Source organism: Parabacteroides sp., from assembly GCF_977054455.1.
In genome coordinates, this window is record NZ_CDRTCT010000026.1 from 33,477 (window position 1) to 50,868 (window position 17,392).

At 47.1% G+C, this 17,392-nt stretch carries 15 protein-coding genes; 7 read left to right on the forward strand and 8 right to left on the reverse strand.

Annotation, left to right across the window (positions count from 1 at the left end; translation table 11 throughout):
• Positions 1–22 precede the first annotated feature (22 nt).
• From ACW6QF_RS13785 to ACW6QF_RS13795, 3 genes are read right to left on the reverse strand one after another with little or no spacing between them, the layout of a single operon-like run.
• Positions 23–805 (reverse strand): amidohydrolase, encoded by a 783-nt coding sequence (locus ACW6QF_RS13785; RefSeq protein ID WP_456088248.1) that lies wholly within the window; start codon positions 803–805, stop codon positions 23–25.
• A 4-nt stretch (positions 806–809) separates the two neighbouring features.
• Entirely contained in the window at positions 810–1,355 is a 546-nt protein-coding gene (locus ACW6QF_RS13790; RefSeq protein ID WP_298551682.1) for a 1-acyl-sn-glycerol-3-phosphate acyltransferase, read from the reverse strand.
• A 10-nt stretch (positions 1,356–1,365) separates the two neighbouring features.
• Positions 1,366–1,650 (reverse strand): hypothetical protein, encoded by a 285-nt coding sequence (locus tag ACW6QF_RS13795; RefSeq protein ID WP_298551684.1) that lies wholly within the window; start codon positions 1,648–1,650, stop codon positions 1,366–1,368.
• Between the two features lie 127 nt (positions 1,651–1,777).
• Between ACW6QF_RS13795 and ACW6QF_RS13800 the strand changes: the two genes are divergently transcribed.
• Both ACW6QF_RS13800 and glgP read left to right on the forward strand, forming a co-directional pair.
• Positions 1,778–3,436 carry a glycosyltransferase gene (locus ACW6QF_RS13800; RefSeq protein WP_456088249.1) on the forward strand — a complete coding sequence of 553 codons (1,659 nt, stop codon included), beginning with the start codon at positions 1,778–1,780 and terminating at the stop codon, positions 3,434–3,436.
• Between the two features lie 108 nt (positions 3,437–3,544).
• Positions 3,545–6,115 (forward strand): alpha-glucan family phosphorylase, encoded by a 2,571-nt coding sequence (gene glgP, locus ACW6QF_RS13805; RefSeq protein WP_456088250.1) that lies wholly within the window; start codon positions 3,545–3,547, stop codon positions 6,113–6,115.
• A 259-nt stretch (positions 6,116–6,374) separates the two neighbouring features.
• Here the strand turns inward: glgP and ACW6QF_RS13810 are convergent, their stop codons facing one another.
• The 3 genes from ACW6QF_RS13810 to ACW6QF_RS13820 form a co-directional block, all read right to left on the reverse strand.
• Positions 6,375–6,995 carry a porin family protein gene (locus ACW6QF_RS13810; RefSeq protein WP_456088251.1) on the reverse strand — a complete coding sequence of 207 codons (621 nt, stop codon included), beginning with the start codon at positions 6,993–6,995 and terminating at the stop codon, positions 6,375–6,377.
• Positions 6,996–7,140: 145 nt separating this feature from the next.
• Complete coding sequence (locus tag ACW6QF_RS13815; protein WP_456088252.1) at positions 7,141–7,440, reverse strand: nucleotidyltransferase family protein; 300 nt, start codon at positions 7,438–7,440, stop codon at positions 7,141–7,143.
• 52 nt (positions 7,441–7,492) lie between these two features.
• Entirely contained in the window at positions 7,493–8,290 is a 798-nt protein-coding gene (locus tag ACW6QF_RS13820) for a M48 family metallopeptidase (RefSeq protein WP_456088253.1), read from the reverse strand.
• 278 nt (positions 8,291–8,568) lie between these two features.
• On the opposite strand from ACW6QF_RS13820, the gene argR reads away from it, so the two are divergent.
• The 5 genes from argR to ACW6QF_RS13845 all read left to right on the forward strand — a co-directional run bounded on the left by argR (position 8,569) and on the right by ACW6QF_RS13845 (position 13,117).
• Positions 8,569–9,012 carry an arginine repressor gene (argR, locus tag ACW6QF_RS13825; protein WP_298550746.1) on the forward strand — a complete coding sequence of 148 codons (444 nt, stop codon included), beginning with the start codon at positions 8,569–8,571 and terminating at the stop codon, positions 9,010–9,012.
• A 70-nt stretch (positions 9,013–9,082) separates the two neighbouring features.
• Positions 9,083–9,664 carry a GNAT family N-acetyltransferase gene (locus tag ACW6QF_RS13830; RefSeq protein ID WP_298550748.1) on the forward strand — a complete coding sequence of 194 codons (582 nt, stop codon included), beginning with the start codon at positions 9,083–9,085 and terminating at the stop codon, positions 9,662–9,664.
• Between the two features lie 35 nt (positions 9,665–9,699).
• The gene (locus ACW6QF_RS13835) at positions 9,700–10,899 is read left to right on the forward strand and encodes an argininosuccinate synthase (protein ID WP_298550750.1); all 1,200 of its coding nucleotides are present in this window, start codon (positions 9,700–9,702) and stop codon (positions 10,897–10,899) included.
• On the forward strand, positions 10,896–11,864 hold the full coding sequence (argC, locus tag ACW6QF_RS13840; RefSeq protein WP_456088254.1) for an N-acetyl-gamma-glutamyl-phosphate reductase: 969 nt from the start codon (positions 10,896–10,898) through the stop codon (positions 11,862–11,864). Before ACW6QF_RS13835 ends, argC begins: the two co-directional genes overlap by 4 nt.
• 125 nt (positions 11,865–11,989) lie before the next feature.
• Positions 11,990–13,117, forward strand: coding sequence for an aspartate aminotransferase family protein (locus ACW6QF_RS13845; RefSeq protein ID WP_298550754.1), 1,128 nt, complete (start codon positions 11,990–11,992; stop codon positions 13,115–13,117).
• 146 nt (positions 13,118–13,263) lie between these two features.
• Here the strand turns inward: ACW6QF_RS13845 and ACW6QF_RS13850 are convergent, their stop codons facing one another.
• Positions 13,264–15,552, reverse strand: a complete 2,289-nt coding sequence (locus ACW6QF_RS13850; protein ID WP_456088255.1) for an alpha-L-rhamnosidase-related protein — start codon at positions 15,550–15,552, stop codon at positions 13,264–13,266.
• Between the two features lie 200 nt (positions 15,553–15,752).
• Positions 15,753–17,390 carry a hypothetical protein gene (locus tag ACW6QF_RS13855; RefSeq protein WP_456088256.1) on the reverse strand — a complete coding sequence of 546 codons (1,638 nt, stop codon included), beginning with the start codon at positions 17,388–17,390 and terminating at the stop codon, positions 15,753–15,755.
• Between the last annotated feature and the right edge of the window lie 2 nt (positions 17,391–17,392).

Consider the following 17,392-nt stretch of genomic DNA (forward strand, 5'->3'; position numbering starts at 1 on the left):
CCGAAATCCTATCAGGGAAATATCACTTGATTTCAAACGTATCCGCGTCTTTCCATGCCGGGAACTTAGCCCTCAGGTCTTCCAGGTCTGCGCGGGTAAGCGTACAGGTACGGGTAACTTCCTCACGTTTGCCGGCATCCGCCAGCTTTTTGCCTTTCGGAGAGAAGATCATGGAATCGCCCCGGTACACAAAACCCTTGCCGTCGATTCCTACCCGGTTCACCCCGCAGACATACGCCATATTCTCCATAGCACGTGCCTGAAGCAGAGTTTTCCAAACTTTCTTACGTGCCTCAGGCCAGTTGGCGACATAGATCAGCAGGTCGTATTCGTTGTTCACGTTCCGGCTCCAAACCGGGAAGCGAAGATCATAGCAAACTTGCAAACAGATATTCCAATCCTTATACCGTACAATGGTCTGTTTATCCCCGGCAGTGAAATGCCGGTCTTCGCCTGCCATCCGGAATAAATGACGCTTGTCATACAAATAAGTTTCACCTTCAGGAGTTATGAAGAAAGCACGGTTAAAATATTTCCCGTCTTCTTTTGCAATAAAACTCCCTGCCACGGCGAGTTTATACTTCTTCGCCCACCCTTTTACAGTGGGGATGGTCGGCCCGTCCATCGTGTCGGCCAGTTTTTCAACTTCCATAGAGAAACCCGTCGTAAACGTTTCCGGCAAAACGGCTATATCCGTCTTACCGCTGACCCGCCGAAGCAGTTCTCCATAATAACCCAGGTTTTCATCTCTGTCCTCCCAGATAATATGGGACTGGACCATACTGATACGCAAATTGTCTGCCATACTATTAAATTTGAACAAAGTTTTCCGGATGACAAGCTGTCACTCCTCTATAATGCTCACGGATCTCACGGATATCTTTATCCGCATCACCCGTAGGATAGAATATTCCTTTGAAACCGGCTTCTTTCTTTTTATAGTCGAAATAAGCCATCAGGATAGGCACGTCGGCTTTTTGCGCGATATAGTAGAACCCCTTCTTCCAGTCATTCACCCGTTTGCGCGTACCTTCGGGAGTCACGGCCAACTGAAATTCTTTCCGCCGGTTAAACTGGTCCACCATCTGGTCCGTCACCGAGGTCCGTTTATGACGGTCCACAGGCACGCCGCCCAACCAGTTAAACAACAGGTTGAACGGGAAAAAGAACCATTCCTTTTTAATCAGGAAACTGGCATTACGTCCGATCGAGGTATAAAACAACTTTCCTACGATAAAATCCCAGTTACTGGTATGCGGAGCTACGCATATCACACATTTAGGCACGTCCTCGACCACCGGTCCCAGTTTCCAGCCGGCCAGGCGAAGAAGCGCCTTACTAATAGCTTTCTTCATTCTTTACTTCCTATTTGCTCAACTCTCCGATTTCAGTTGCTATTGCGTTTATTTCCGTTTGCAGGTCCGCCCGCAATTTACAATAGTATTCTTTCACCCGTTTTTTGTTTTCTTTTCCGTCAGGACGGTTGGCACGACGAACAAATTCGTCCTGCATATCGAGTATTCTCGCCATCACCACATCAGCCTTCTCAGGATCGACACCCGGGAGATACAGTTTACAAAACAATGCTTCCGAAAACAAATCACCAGCCACATAGCTGATGTCTTTCTTTAAAATTCTTCTTTTAGCCATAGTTGTTTACATTAAAATATCCACAAATCTACATAATTCATTCATTAAACAAGCCCTATAGTTGAAAAAAAGACAAAAATTCGTATCTTTGCCCCCTCAAAATATCTGATTATAAACAAAATCGTTTATGGATAATATAACAACAACGCCAGAATATCTTTTCGAGAGCAGTTGGGAAGTATGTAACAAAGTAGGCGGCATCTATACCGTCCTTTCAACGAAAGCGCATACGTTACAACAGTTATTTAAAGATAAATTAATCTTTATAGGGCCCGATGTGTGGGCTAACACAAACGCTCCCGACTTTATTGAAGATGATGTTCTGTTTGCTGACTGGAGAACTTATACGGAGACCACAGAAAACCTGAAAGTAAAAGTAGGTCGCTGGAATGTTCCGGGGACACCGCCTGTAATCTTGGTAGATTTTAAACCTTTCTTCAAAGAAAGAGATTCTTTTTTCTACTCGATGTGGGAAAGTTTCCGCGTAGACTCGATTCATGCATACGGCGACTACGACGAATCCTGTATCTTCGCTTACGCAGTAGGCAAAGTCATCGAAAGTTTTTATCATTTCTACAAACTGGAGAACAAAAAGGTTGCCGCCCTGTTCAACGAATGGATGCTGGGAATGGGTGCGCTTTACATCCGAAAGCAAATCCCGGCCATCGCAACGCTCTTCACGACACATGCCACTTCCATCGGACGTTCTATCGCCGGAAACAACAAAGCCCTGTATGCATATATGGACGGTTATAACGGCGACCAGATGGCAAAAGAGCTGAATATGGAAGCGAAACATTCGTTGGAAAAACAGACTGCCTTGCATGTAGACTGCTTTACGACGGTGAGCGACATCACAGCACGCGAGTGCGGACAGTTGCTGGACAAAGCACCGGACATCGTCACGCCGAACGGCTTCGAACCTAACTTCGTCCCGGCCAAAAAGGAATACGACAAGAAGCGTACGGCAGCCCGCCGCGACCTGCTCAACGTCGCTGAGAAACTGCTCGGATGCCCCATCTCGCCGGATGCATTCCTGGTTTCCACCAGCGGCCGTTACGAATACCGCAACAAGGGTATCGATGTCTTTATCGAAGCGATGAACCGGGTACGCACATCCGGCAGGCTCCAGCGCGAAGTCGTCGCCTTCATCATGGTACCGGCCTGGGTACGCGATGCACGCGCAGACCTGAAAGAAGTCATCGACAAGAATATCCGCACCACCTCTCCCATGCAAATGCCGTTCGTCACGCATTGGCTGAACCTGATGGAGCAGGACAAAGTGCTGAACTATATCTCCCACTCCGGTTTCACCAATTCGGCAACCGACAAGCTGAAAATCATTTTCGTTCCCTGCTACCTGGACGGACGCGACGGCATCCTCGACAAACCCTACTACGATCTGCTGATCGGCATGGATGCAACCGTCTATCCTTCTTACTACGAACCCTGGGGATACACTCCGCTGGAGAGTATCGCATTCGGGATCCCGACCATTACCACCGACCTTGCCGGTTTCGGTCTATGGGCGAAGAAGCATGTGACAGGCAACAATATCGGCGAAGGCGTAGCCGTCGTGAACCGCGACGATTTTAATTATTTCGAAGTGGCAGATGCCATCACCTCCTCGATCCTGGCGCTTGCCGGAAAGGACAAAAAGGAAGCGGCAGAGATCCGTAAACGCAGTTTCAACCTGGCGGCAAAAGCAGAATGGAGCAAATTCATTGTCTACTATGAAGAAGCTTTCAGGATCGCTTTAGAGCGTGTCGACAAAAGAAATAATTAAAATACGCTCATAATTAAACAGATAATCTCTATCTTTGCAATGTTTTTAAGCAAAAAAGAGATTATACAATATTAATATAGTAATTGAAACATTTTAAACTTCACAATAATGAAAATCAAAGCGAATAACGCAAACAGCCCGATTTGGAAAGATGTTTATTCCCATTCTATGCTCCCCGAACAATTACAGCCCTTATATGAAATGGCTACAAACCTATGGTGGGTATGGAACCATGAAGGAGCCAAATTATTCGGTAAGATCGATTCTGAACTTTGGGCATCAACGGAAGGCAATCCCGTACTTCTACTTCAAAGTTTGTCCTACAAGCGTATTGAGGAAATCCTGGCTGATGACGTCCTGATGGCAGAAATCAAAGCTGTGTACTCGATATTCAAGGATTATGTAAATGTCAAACCGGATCAGACAAAACCGTCTGTTGCCTATTTCAGTATGGAGTATGGCTTGACAAACGTACTGAAAATCTATTCCGGCGGTCTGGGTGTACTGGCAGGCGACTATCTGAAAGAAGCCAGTGACAGCAACATCGACCTGACAGCTGTAGGATTCCTCTATCGCTACGGCTACTTTACTCAGTCTCTGTCTATGGACGGACAACAGATTGCCAATTACGAACCGCAAAACTTCAACGCACTGCCTCTTACACAGGTCATGCAGGCAAACGGCGAACCGATGGTATTGGAAGTCCCCTACCCCGGCCGTACCGTTTATGCGCACATCTGGAAAGTAAGCGTAGGACGCGTTCCTTTATATTTGATGGATACGGATATCCCTCAGAACAGCGAATGGGACCGTTCCATCACTCACCAACTGTATGGCGGTGACTGGGAAAACCGTATGAAGCAGGAATACCTGCTGGGTATCGGCGGTATCCTGATGCTTAACAAGTTGGGAATCAAAAAACAGATTTACCACTGCAACGAAGGACACGCCGCATTGATCAACGCACAGCGCTTGGTTGACTTCATCCAGAACGACGGCCTGTCATTCAACCAGGCTTTGGAAGTCGTACGCGCATCTGCTTTGTACACCGTCCACACACCGGTTCCGGCTGGTCACGACTACTTCGACGAAGGTCTGTTCGGTCGTTACATGGGCGAGTTCCCCGGCAAGTTAGGTATCAGCTGGCAGGAATTTATCGACATGGGACGTGAAAACCCAGGCTCCAACGAGAAATTCTCCATGAGCGTATTCGCATTGAACACTTGCCAGGAAGCAAACGGCGTAAGCTGGTTGCACGGAAAAGTATCCCAACGCATGTTCGCTCCGGTATGGAAGGGCTACTTCCCCGATGAACTGCACGTAGGATATGTCACCAACGGCGTGCACATGCCGACTTGGGCTTCAACCGAATGGAAACGTTTCTTTGCTGACAACTTCAATAAGAAATTCTTCAAGGACCAGTCGAACAAGTTATATTGGGAAGCCATCCAAAACGTTGCGGACGAAGATATCTGGTCTATCCGCAAGACACTGAAGAACAAACTGATCACATACATCAAGAACCAGTACAAGACAAACTGGCTGAAGAACCAGGGAGATCCTGCAAAGGTTGTTTCCATCCTGGACAAGATCAACCCGAACGCCCTGCTGATCGGTTTCGGTCGCCGTTTCGCTACTTACAAACGTGCCCACTTGCTGTTCACCGACTTGGATCGTTTGGCTAAAATCGTAAACAACGAACAATACCCGATCCAGTTCGTATTCACCGGTAAAGCCCACCCGGCCGATGGTGGCGGACAAGGATTGATCAAACACATTGTCGAAATCTCCCGCCGTCCGGAATTCTTAGGTAAGATCATCTTCCTGGAAAACTACGATATGCGTCTGGCCCGCCACCTGATCGCAGGTGTCGATGTTTGGTTGAACACTCCGACCCGTCCTCTGGAAGCATCCGGCACATCCGGTGAAAAAGCGGAAATGAACGGTGTTCTGAACTTCTCCGTATTGGACGGATGGTGGTACGAAGGTTACAAACCGGGCGCCGGTTGGGCATTGACCGACAAACGCACGTACGAGAACCAGCAATACCAGGATCAGTTGGATGCCGCTACAATCTACCATACACTGGAAACAGAGATCATCCCGACTTATTATGCTAAAAACAGCAAGGGCTACTCTCCCGAATGGATCCAGTATATCAAGAACTCGATGTCCGAAATTGCTCCCGACTATACAATGAAACGTATGTTGGACGACTATATCGACCGCTTCTACAACAAACTGGCCACCCGTTCCGCCCACTTGCGCGAAAACGACTTTGCCGAAGCCAAAGCACTCGCTGCCTGGAAAGAAGAAGTGGCTGAACACTGGGACAGCTTCCAGGTAGAATCGTTTACAAGTTCAAAGGATCTGTCTATAGACGGTCTGGTGATCGGCAAAGATTATAAGTTCGATCTGGTTATCGACCGCCACGAACTGAAAGGAATGCTGGGTGCCGAACTGGTTGTTACAAAAGAAAATCCGGACAATCACCAGTTAGAATTAATCACGACAGAACAATTCAAGTTAATAAAGGAAGAAGGTTCCAAACTGTTCTTCGAACTGAAAACGACTCCGAGTGAAGCCGGTCTTCACAAGATGGGCTTCCGCGTTTACCCTGTAAACAAGGAATTGCCTCACCGCATGGACTTCGCTTTCGTTCGCTGGATCCAGTTGTAATCGACACAAGCAAAACAAGTATAAAAGGTTGTTCTCTCAAAAAGGGGACAACCTTTTGTTTTTACTACATGTCCGACTACTTCGGATTCCGCCTGCGTACTATAAGGACAGACTAAAAAAAATTTATTATTTATGGGGCAATATGCAACATTAGCAGCAAAAAGGTAGGCACCTATTCGGCAACCGATGCCTACCTTTTCGGGGAGCGACAGGCATCTATTTTGAGTCATTCTTGTGCCGATAAGATAGTAACGAGAACTTACAAATCAAACTTATAACCTAACGATAAATAAAAAGCTCGGTTTTGGAACCCTCCCACGCCCTTATAAACGCTTGTCAATCCCAGTAAATATCTGAAATCAAAGAGCAACCCGTTTTGCGCTTCATATCCAGCCCCGAAGGCGAGGCTGAGATCGAAAGGCTGTTTCTTTCCCAACAGTGCCTGCGACTGCACCTCTTCACCATACCTTAATCTTCTTTTCAACATAAAGCCGACCTGCGGTCCAAACTGGAGGTTCAGCCCTGTCCGATGCGTAAATTTGGCCAAAAGAGGGATTTCCAGATAATGAAGGGCGACATCCATATCCAATGGAGCCTCTCCTATATTTTCATATTCATAAACATAATCCTTCAACTTGTATCCACATTTCATATACAACAATTCAGCCTGCAAACCAAAATAATGGTTGAACTGATATTGAGTAAAGAAACCACCGTTCAGCCCCATACAGTATTTACCATCAAGTTCCACACCCCCACCACCTGGAAAATGCACGGAAGAACCATTCAGCCCGACTTTCCCTCCAACAGCCCATTGGGCATATAGAGGAAAGAAAAGGAACAGGACAACTACTGAGGACAATAATTTTCTTACATTCATATTCTTATACAAAAATCGTATGAGTGAACAAATACAAAATATTAGATCAAGCAAGATTTTAACCAATTAGTCAATATAAAAGCATATTTCAATGAGACTTTTTTCTTGAAATAAGAGTTTTACTGAAATATGCTTTTTAGTGTAATTATCCATATATAAGTTTTTTGGTCATATCTATATCTGATTTTAAATAAGGATTGCGGATCGCCTGTTCTTCAAGCAAATCGACTTTTCTACCCAAAAGTTTTTCCAATGCATACTTTAAATCAAAGAAGTTGGAAAAATAATCATCTACCTTTTCTTTGTCAAAATCCACCACCAAGTCTATATCACTCTTATCGGTAAAACGATTAGTCAAGACAGAACCAAAAGCAAACAACCTTTTTACCTTGTACATTTTGCACAAAGCGATAATACCCGGATAATATTGGACGAAGAAATTCATAATTATCATGTTTGCTTACGACAAAGATAAATATTTCAGGCAAATAACCAAATCATTTCTTTGCCCTATACTTCTCTATCTCCGGCAAATGCTGCTTAATCTCATTGATGCGGGTGGCATCGCTGGGGTGCGTGCTCATAAATTCGGGGGTAGAGCCGGATTTGCCGGCGGACATTTTTTGCCAGAAGTTGACGGCGACTTCGGGGTTATAGCCGGCCATTGCCATAAAGACCAGTCCCATATAGTCCGCCTCGGATTCGTGCTTACGGGAGAAAGGCAACATGACACCATACTGAGCGCCCAAGCCGTAAACAGAGTTACCGATCTGCTGGACGGCAGCCGATTTGTTGCTTAACGCCTGCCCCAATATCTGCGCACCGTATTGCGCCATCAATTGCTGGCTCATACGCTCGTTGCTGTGCTTGGCTACGGCGTGCGCCACTTCATGACCGACCACGACGGCCAATTCGTCGTCCGACGAAACCAGTTGCATCAATCCTTCATAGACAACGATTTTGCCACCCGGCATACAGAACGCATTGACCTGCGGATCGTTCACCAAGTTAAACTCCCAGGCGAAATTCTTGATTTCACTCTCCAACCCGTTGTTTTTCAGATATTGCTCGGTAGCGGCAGCGATCTTCTTTCCAACACGTGTCACCATAGCGGCACCATCTTTCGATGACGACTTCTTAGCCGATTTCATATAATCGGAATATTGGGTCAGGCTGGACGATAACACTTCCTGATCCGAAACAAGCAATACCTGCTTCCTCCCAGTCAACGGAACACTTCCGCAACTGCTCAGCAACAATAACATGGCAACGAATAAACTTGTAATCTTCTTCATTTTCTATCCTTTATTTATATACCCTGCAAAATTATAATTTCTCTTCATAAATACGACTACCGATTTTATCAAAATGTCACTGCCACCCCATCAAAATCGAATTAGTACCCCATATATTTGAATTACACTTAAGGGTAATATTTTTTAACCTTTCTATTTGATGCCCTTTGCCCATGTGGAGATTACAAATAGAAATTTATGCAAAAAAGAACGCCCAATTGTATAATTATTCAATTATACTCTTTATATTTGCAGCATCGTTGCATAAATATACAAGTATGAGTACGAAAAAAGAACGATTGGATGCCATTTGCCGCATTATAAAGACAGAGAAAATAGGTAATCAGGAAGAGCTGCTTAAGCAATTGGAAAATAGCGGATTCCAGGTTACCCAAGCCACCCTGTCGCGCGACATCAAGCAACTGAAAGTCGTCAAAGTACATGACGAAAACGGGAACTATGTATATCGCCTGCCCGATTATTCGGCGCTTATGCAACCGGTGAAAGAGCAGATGCAACATCACCCCAACATCGAGTTTTCGGGTAACTTGGCCGTTGTCAAGACCCGGCCGGGATATGCAATGGGGATCGCTTCGGATATCGATACGCATGCGCCCTACGAAATATTGGGAACAATTGCCGGAGACGACACGATCCTGATCATCCCACGCGAAGGGATCAGCCGGGACAAAATCGTTAAAGCATTGGCGCATTTTATATAATATATCAATGTATAGGGAACCGGTCGTTTGCTCCCATTAACAACAGAAGATAAAAAGAACAAACATAAAGATGGAACAAGAAAGAAAAATTGATGTGATGATTGCTGAAGCTTGCCACGAGGAATATGTAGATATCATCCTCGACACGATCGAAGCAGCCGCCAAAGTGCGCGGAACCGGCATCGCCAAGCGTACGCATGAATATGTTGCACAGAAGATGAAGGAGGGGAAAGCCGTCATTGCCCTGGAAGGCAACAAATTTGCAGGTTTCAGCTATATCGAGTCTTGGGGTAACAAACAGTATGTGACCACTTCCGGCCTGATCGTCCATCCGGACTTTCGCGGACTGGGCATTGCCAAAAGAATCAAGGAGATGACCTTCCAGCTGGCCCGTATGCGATGGCCGCACGCCAAGATTTTCAGTCTGACTTCAGGCGCTGCCGTTATGAAAATGAATACGGAATTAGGATATGTGCCGGTCACTTTTGCCGACCTGACGGACGACGAATCGTTCTGGAGAGGTTGCGAAGGCTGTGTCAACCACGATGTCCTCGAACGTACCGGCCGCCGTTACTGCATCTGTACCGGAATGCTCTTCGATCCGGACGATCCTCACCGGGCCGAGAGGGAGGCGAGAGAAATTAAGAATTAAGAATTAAAAAATAAAGATCAATACAGGTATACAAAATGAAGAAAAAAGTAGTAGTCGCATTTAGCGGAGGATTGGATACATCTTTTACGGTTATGTATCTGGCCAAGGAAAAAGGATATGAAGTGTATGCAGCTTGTGCCAACACAGGCGGTTTCAGTGAAGAACAGTTGAAACAAAACGAAGAAAACGCCTACAAGTTAGGGGCTACTAAATATGTGACAATCGACGTTACAAAAGAATATTATGAAAAGAGCCTGAAATATATGGTCTTCGGAAATGTGCTCCGCAACGGCACTTATCCGATCTCCGTTAGCTCGGAACGTATTTTCCAGGCGCTGGCAATCGCCCGCTATGCAAACGAGATCGGCGCCGATGCGATCGCCCACGGTTCTACCGGGGCCGGAAACGACCAGATCCGTTTCGACATGACCTTCTTAGTGCTGGCTCCGAATGTCGAGATCATCACGCTGACACGCGATATGGCATTGAGCCGCGACTACGAAATCAACTATCTGAAAGAACATGGTTTTGAAGCGGACTTCACGAAACTGAAATATTCTTATAATGTAGGTTTGTGGGGAACATCCATCTGCGGTGGAGAAATTCTCGATTCCAAACAAGGCCTGCCGGAAAGCGCTTACCTGAAACAGGTGAAGAAAACCGGCAGCGAAGAGCTCCGTCTCGAATTCAAGAACGGTGAAATCCATGCCGTGAACGGTGAAGTATTCGAAGACAAGATTGCCGCCATCCAGAAAGTGGAAGAAATCGGTGCGGCATACGGTATCGGCCGTGACATGCATGTGGGAGACACGATCATCGGCATCAAGGGACGTGTAGGATTCGAGGCAGCCGCTCCGATGCTGATTATCGGCGCTCACCGTTTCCTCGAGAAATATACGCTGAGCAAATGGCAGCAATACTGGAAAGACCAGGTTGCCAACTGGTACGGGATGTTCCTCCACGAAAGCCAGTATCTTGAACCGGTCATGCGCGACATCGAAGCCATGTTGCAGGAATCACAGCGCAATGTGAACGGAACAGTCATCCTGGAACTTCGCCCGCTTTCGTTCTCTACCGTCGGTGTCGATTCAAAAGACGACCTGGTTAAAACCAAGTTCGGCGAATACGGAGAAATGCAGAAAGGTTGGACAGCCGAAGATGCAAAAGGTTTCATCAAGGTCACATCCACCCCGTTGCGTGTTTATTACAACAACCATAAGAACGAAGAGATATGATCAAAGTCGGAATTATTGGAGGTGCAGGATATACGGCAGGCGAACTGATCCGCCTGCTGCTGAACCATCCGGACGCCGAGATTACATTTGTGAACAGCACGAGCAATGCCGGCAACAGGATCACAGACGTGCATAGCGGACTTTATGGCGAGACCGATTTGGTGTTCACCGACGAACTTCCACTGAACCAGATCGACCTTCTTTTCTTCTGTACCGCCCACGGCGACACAAAGAAATTCATGGAAAGCCATACCGTACCCGAAAACGTGAAGATCATCGACCTCAGCATGGACTACCGCATCGAAAGCCCTGAACACGATTTCGTTTACGGTCTGCCCGAACTGAACCGACGCCGTATCTGTAACACACAGCATATTGCAAACCCCGGATGTTTTGCCACCTGTATCCAATTAGCTGTTTTACCATTGGCCAAACATCTGATGCTGAACTCGGATTTGCATGTAAACGCAATCACGGGATCGACGGGAGCAGGCGTCAAACCGTCGCCGACCTCCCATTTCAGCTGGCGAAACGATAACATATCGATTTACAAACCGTTCACGCACCAGCATCTGGCAGAGATCGGGCAAAGTTTGCGGCAGTTGCAGAACAGCTTCGACAGTGCAATCAACTTTATCCCGATAAGGGGTAATTTCTCACGAGGCATTTTCGCTACGACCTATTTAGATTGCAAGATCGAACTGGATGAGATCAAACGTATTTACGAAGAATACTACGCCGATCACTCATTCACTTTCGTCACGGACAAGAACCCGGATCTGAAACAGGTAGTGAATACGAACAAGTGCCTGATTCATCTGCAAAAGCATGAAGACAAGTTGCTTATCATTTCGATGATCGACAACTTGCTGAAGGGAGCCAGCGGCCAGGCAGTCCACAATATGAACCTTCTCTTCGGTTTGGAAGAGACGGTAGGGTTGCATCTGAAACCGTCAGCGTTCTAAATGATTTATGATTTATGATTTATGATTTATGATTTGAAAGCATACACAATCAGACCATAAGCCATAAGCCATAAATCATAAATCCCCTATAAATCATAAATTATAAATCATAAATTATAAATCTAATGACTCTATTCGACGTATATCCATTATTCAATATAGAGATAGTCAAAGGCAAGGGATGCCATGTATGGGATGCAGAGGGAAACGAATACCTCGACCTGTATGGCGGACATGCCGTGATCTCGGTCGGTCATAGCCATCCCACTTATGTTAAGGCTATCACCGAACAGGTGAACAAGTTGGGGTTCTATTCCAACTCCGTCATCAACAGCCTCCAGCAGAAGTTGGCAGACAAATTGGGCAAGGCATCCGGTTATGACGACTATTCGCTCTTCCTGATCAACTCAGGAGCCGAAGCCAATGAAAATGCATTGAAGTTAGCCTCTTTCCACAATGGAAAGAAACGGGTGATCGCTTTCAAACACGCTTTTCACGGACGTACATCTGCTGCCGTACGCGTGACAGACAATCCGAAGATCATCGCTCCGGTAAATGAAGATCTTGCTGTGACCTACCTACCTCTGAACGATGTGGCGGCAGTAGAAGCCGAATTGCAGAAGGGGGACGTATCTTCGGTAATCATCGAGGGTATTCAAGGCGTGGGTGGCATCCAGTTGCCGGCCGATTCCTTTATGCAGGAACTGCGTGCTTTGTGTACGAAATATGAAGCCTGCCTGATCCTCGACGAAATCCAGTCGGGTTACGGACGTAGCGGTAAGTTCTTCGCCCACCAGTATGCCGGTATCAAGCCGGACCTGATTTCGGTGGCAAAAGGCATCGGCAACGGTTTCCCGATGGGCGGATTACTGATCAGCCCGATGTTCAAACCGGTATACGGGATGTTAGGCACGACCTTCGGAGGCAATCATTTAGCTTGTGCGGCTGCCATTGCCGTGCTGGAGATCATGGAGAATGAAAAGCTGATCGACAATGCGCGGGAAGTAGGAACTTACCTGTTGGACGAGCTGCATAAGCTGCCGGGAATTAAGGAAATTCGCGGACGCGGCCTGATGATCGGTATCGAGTTCGAAGAATCGATCAAGGAAGTGCGCAGCAAGTTGCTGTTCGAAGAGAAGGTATTTACGGGAGTCGCCGGAACCAACACGATCCGCCTGTTGCCGCCGCTCTGCCTGAGCATGGACGAAGCGAAAGAGTTCATCGCACGGTTCCGCAAGGTGCTGAATGCTTAAAAAAAGAAGACGGTTCGCGGACCGTCGCTATGCAGCTTAATTGTTCCTTTATATAATAAGATCCACCATCGGAGCTTCCGGTTGGTGGATCTTTTATTTTTTTGGGGGGACAATTATGGAAGTGTGTCAAAACTCCTTTATCACGATCAATTCACCACAAAAGTATAGCTGCCGGAACCGATCTTCCCGGCATAGAGGAACGGCTCGCCCTTCATCTTAACGGTTTTCACCGGAGCGCCATTATTCGTTACGGTATATTTGCCGGACGGGAGCGGAAGATACACTTCGGCATCCATATTGGCAGGAATCGTCACTTTCAGGCTATAGGCATCCGCCTTATTCTCCACCTCCATGCGGATCGCGCCCCGGATCGTCGGGATCGTAGCCTCCGCCCATTCGAGCGAAGCAAGCTGCGGTTTGATGCGGGCAGTACCGAAACCGGGTGTCAGAGGTTCCACCCCCATCAGGCGGCGCGGGATGATGTTGGCAGGAGCGGCTCCCCAGGCATGGTTCCAGTCCTGGTTCGGTTTGTACTTGTTGTCCCAGGCTTCAAGCGAGATAGTCGAGCCGACACGGATCATATTATACCAACTGCGGTCGTCCGTCTTGGTCAGCATATGCAAGGCATATTCGGCATCATTCGCTTCATAGAGGGCATCCATCAGGAATTGCGAGCCGTAGACACTGCAAGCCATCCCGCGGGTTTGGATAAAACCTGCGACGCTTTGCTTCTTTCCGGCCGGAACGAGGTCGAACGCCAACGGGAACATATTGCCATGCAGGGAAGCATGATCGGTATCGGCAGCAAGGCCATCCGTGAAACAACCCTTTCGAGCATTGAAGAACGAACGGATAAACCGTTTTTTGAAAGCGTCCGATTCGGATGCATAGAAAGCGGCGTCATCCTGCTTACCCAATGCACCGGCAATCCCCTCCATCTGCTTCAAAGCCTTGTAATGCCAAGCATTCGTCACCACATTATAATCGGTAAAGGCAAATCCGTCGTCTTCTCCCCCTTGCTTCTTTCCCAAACCGAGTATTCCGGTATGCGGCCAGTCCACAATATCCCGTATCTGTCCTTTGAAACGGATCGAACGAAGGAAATCTTCCGTCTGCAATCCGGTCGTCGTGCTGATCAGCCCGTTCTTCTCGCGGAGAGCCATCAGGACGCGTGGTTTGAGCCATCCGTAACCGGATTCAAGCGAACGGCTATCGCCCGTGTACAGATAATCGTACCAGGCAATCGACAACGCCTGCAAGATCCATTCGGTCGGCCATGTCGGATGTTGCAGCAAGTATTCATGCGAACGGCGGGCAATCGCATATTCACGGTCCACCCCATAATGGCAAAGCTGGTTGATCAGGGCATCCGCCTCATAAGGGATACGTTCGCGGTCGCCATCCACATAAATCCCAGAGAAAGAAGTAGCGCGGACAGAATATTTGCACAATTCCCAGATCTGATTCAACGTATCATTGGAACAACGGAAAGAAGAAGCCGTCTCATCAAACGGATAATGCACCGTCTCGCGGACAACCGAAGTTGGCGACAGAGGCGCCTTATACCCTTCGATCTCGCAATAGCGGAAAGGGACGACTTCGCCCACATAATCCGGTATCAACACGGCAGCCGATCCGGTGTTCCGTTTATCTTTCTTGATCTTGATCCGGTATGTGTTCGTCCCCTTCAACAAAGCCAACGGATAACGATGATAGCGAATCGTCGACTTACCCGGATCACGCAAGATACGCCCGCCTTCGAGGCATTCCCCTAAATGTACGACCACAGAATCCTGCGAGCCGTCGGATGCCAGCGTCAGCACCAACTGCCCGAAAGCATCCCGCCCGAAATCGACGAGACGTGTGCCGGGACGTATTTCCTTTATCCCGGCCGGAAATTCCATCGTCTTCACCTGCGGATAATAGGCTGTTTCATATTGGGACAGGCGGTCGGCGGTTCGGAATGCTTTCACTTCCGACCATTCGCTTTCCCCTTCGGTATTGGTCACCGTCTTTACCCGCCAGAAATAGGACTTGCCCGGCTGCAAGGCTTCACCGGCATAACGGACGGCAACAGAGCGGTCGCTCCCGACCATCCCGCTGTCCCACAGGTTCCCTTTTCCGGAAGCGGCATCCTCGCGGTTATCAGCCACGATCACGTGGTAAGCGGTCTGCCGCGTCCCCCCGGTTTCACCGGGAACAATCCAGGAAAAGGCGGGATGTGTCGAGCGGATGGCAGCATATTGCAACGGTTCGATCGCCTCGTCAAGTTGCCATACCGGCAGGTTCGACGCGTATCCGTTCTGCCACGTTTGCCCGGTATGTTCGATGAGGTCGGTCATCAGCCCGGAGGGTTTCTTATCGGCAGCCTGCAGGCCAAAAGCCGAAAAGGCGAAAGAGACTAACAGGATAAAGCGGTTCAGTAATGTACTCATGGTATTTTTCTTTTTTCGTGATTCGGGGATAAAGATAGAATGAGCAAGAGATTCATCCCTTCATATATCTGACATTTTTATTTTGAAAAATGCACAAAAAGACGAACGAGCGAACCTCCCACAAACAGAGCGGCAACACAGGCAAAGAAGACAACACGTCGCTCCCGTCCCCCGTCAGGCGGTGAAGAGGAAAGATCGCTTTAAAACTCCTGTTCTTCTATCGAACGGACTGCCTTATAAAGTTTTTTGGTTGCCGCCTCGATGATATTTTCGATTTGTTCTTTTGATTTCCCTTTTTCATCTTTGCTGATTTCATAAATGCTTTTCCCTTTGAAATATTGCATGGCAATACGTTTTTGAACCGGACTCTCGATAAAAGAGAACAAAAACTGAAGAACAAGATCATAAAGGGGCATACTCTTATAAAACGCACGGAGCACGAAAAACAATCGTTCTTCTTTATCGATAATAGCTGCTATCTCATTTTCCAAAAGATATTGGCTGTCACGCAAGGATGTCACCCGGTTCCTGAATTTGGCCTGTTCCCTGATAAAGTCTTTTTCTTCTTTCCGGTGGCTTTCGAGCTGTTGGGCCAATTCGGTACGTTGCATTTTGAATTTTTCTTCTTTCAGTTTCTGGTTCTCATAGTCCTCCAATGAAAAAGCGGGAGCCAGTTTCTTCAACGTGCCTTCCAAATCTTTTTTCATTTCGTTTATTTTATCCGTATGCTTCAAGACCCATAAGTAATTGGGATATACTCTGACCAGGAACTCCTTCCGGTCACTTAACCTCTGGCTTTCCTGTTTCAGTTCTTCCTCCTTAAACATCAAGTCGACTTTCCAACGGTTCAATTGTTCCCGGACATCTTCGACCGCCTTGTTCAAGGCTTGCTCCACATCGCTTATGCTCCCGCTGTATATCTGGTCGCCGAAGTAAATGCAGATAGTGTTTTTCCCGTTTTCAACCAAGCCGTCTTGCTTCGGGCATTTTTTCTTCAATCCGCTCTCCAAAGTGGCTATCGCCTGTTTTTTCTTGTCATAAAAATCGATCTGCGAATGCAGGTCCTCAATCTTATTATTCGCTTTTTTCAATTGGTACTGCAAACTTGAAATCCGCCTTAACATCTCCTGCTGGACAGTGCCGGGGCTTCCGTTCTCGAAACGATAGTCCCCGACTCTCGGCGTGGCTCCATTTTCCCTTTGCAAAACGGTTATCTGCTGGCCCATGACGACATTCTGCTTTTTCCAGAAAAGCGCATCTTTCAGAAGCAGGGCATAGTCGTTTTTCAAACCGGTATTATCATTTTCCAGTTTGCTGATTAAACTATCCTTTTTCTTTATCTCGGAACGCAATCGGCTTCCTTCATTTTCGAGCTGATGAATTGCATCTATTTTTTCATCCCAGGCGGCAGTTAATGATTTTTCCTTTTCATCTACCTCGGAACGCAACTTGTCGTTTTCCTTTTCGTATTGACGGATGGTATTTTCTTTTTTAGCCAAGGCCGAACGCAAATCCGAATTCTCTTTTTCCAACGAGGCTACTTCCGCTTCAGATTTCTTTAACTTTTCATATATAGAGTCGAAAGTTTTACTCATACCCATAAAAATGTCATCGCTCAAAAAGCTATACCTTATTTCATCTGAATACAATAACTTGTCAATAAATCCCGACATGGATTTATCGTCCTTGCATTTCTCTATAATTTCCTGTTGAAAAGATAAAATATCCGGTTCATCCGGAATGGAAGCCTCCTCGGCTGGTTCCGATGCATTATCCGGGACGGAAGGTTCTTCCTGTTTTTTTTTATTCTTGAAATAGCCTGCTATCGCTTTAAACATAA

Coding starts and splice junctions, on each gene's coding strand:
- argC (WP_456088254.1), top strand. CDS start 10,896: ATGATCAAAGTCGGAATTATTGGAGGTGCAGGATATACGGCAGGCGAA.
- ACW6QF_RS13810 (WP_456088251.1), bottom strand. CDS start 6,995: ATGAATGTAAGAAAATTATTGTCCTCAGTAGTTGTCCTGTTCCTTTTC.
- ACW6QF_RS13820 (WP_456088253.1), bottom strand. CDS start 8,290: ATGAAGAAGATTACAAGTTTATTCGTTGCCATGTTATTGTTGCTGAGC.
- ACW6QF_RS13815 (WP_456088252.1), bottom strand. CDS start 7,440: ATGAATTTCTTCGTCCAATATTATCCGGGTATTATCGCTTTGTGCAAA.
- ACW6QF_RS13790 (WP_298551682.1), bottom strand. CDS start 1,355: ATGAAGAAAGCTATTAGTAAGGCGCTTCTTCGCCTGGCCGGCTGGAAA.
- ACW6QF_RS13785 (WP_456088248.1), bottom strand. CDS start 805: ATGGCAGACAATTTGCGTATCAGTATGGTCCAGTCCCATATTATCTGG.
- argR (WP_298550746.1), top strand. CDS start 8,569: ATGAGTACGAAAAAAGAACGATTGGATGCCATTTGCCGCATTATAAAG.
- ACW6QF_RS13835 (WP_298550750.1), top strand. CDS start 9,700: ATGAAGAAAAAAGTAGTAGTCGCATTTAGCGGAGGATTGGATACATCT.
- glgP (WP_456088250.1), top strand. CDS start 3,545: ATGAAAATCAAAGCGAATAACGCAAACAGCCCGATTTGGAAAGATGTT.
- ACW6QF_RS13830 (WP_298550748.1), top strand. CDS start 9,083: ATGGAACAAGAAAGAAAAATTGATGTGATGATTGCTGAAGCTTGCCAC.
- ACW6QF_RS13845 (WP_298550754.1), top strand. CDS start 11,990: ATGACTCTATTCGACGTATATCCATTATTCAATATAGAGATAGTCAAA.
- ACW6QF_RS13850 (WP_456088255.1), bottom strand. CDS start 15,552: ATGAGTACATTACTGAACCGCTTTATCCTGTTAGTCTCTTTCGCCTTT.
- ACW6QF_RS13855 (WP_456088256.1), bottom strand. CDS start 17,390: ATGTTTAAAGCGATAGCAGGCTATTTCAAGAATAAAAAAAAACAGGAA.
- ACW6QF_RS13795 (WP_298551684.1), bottom strand. CDS start 1,650: ATGGCTAAAAGAAGAATTTTAAAGAAAGACATCAGCTATGTGGCTGGT.
- ACW6QF_RS13800 (WP_456088249.1), top strand. CDS start 1,778: ATGGATAATATAACAACAACGCCAGAATATCTTTTCGAGAGCAGTTGG.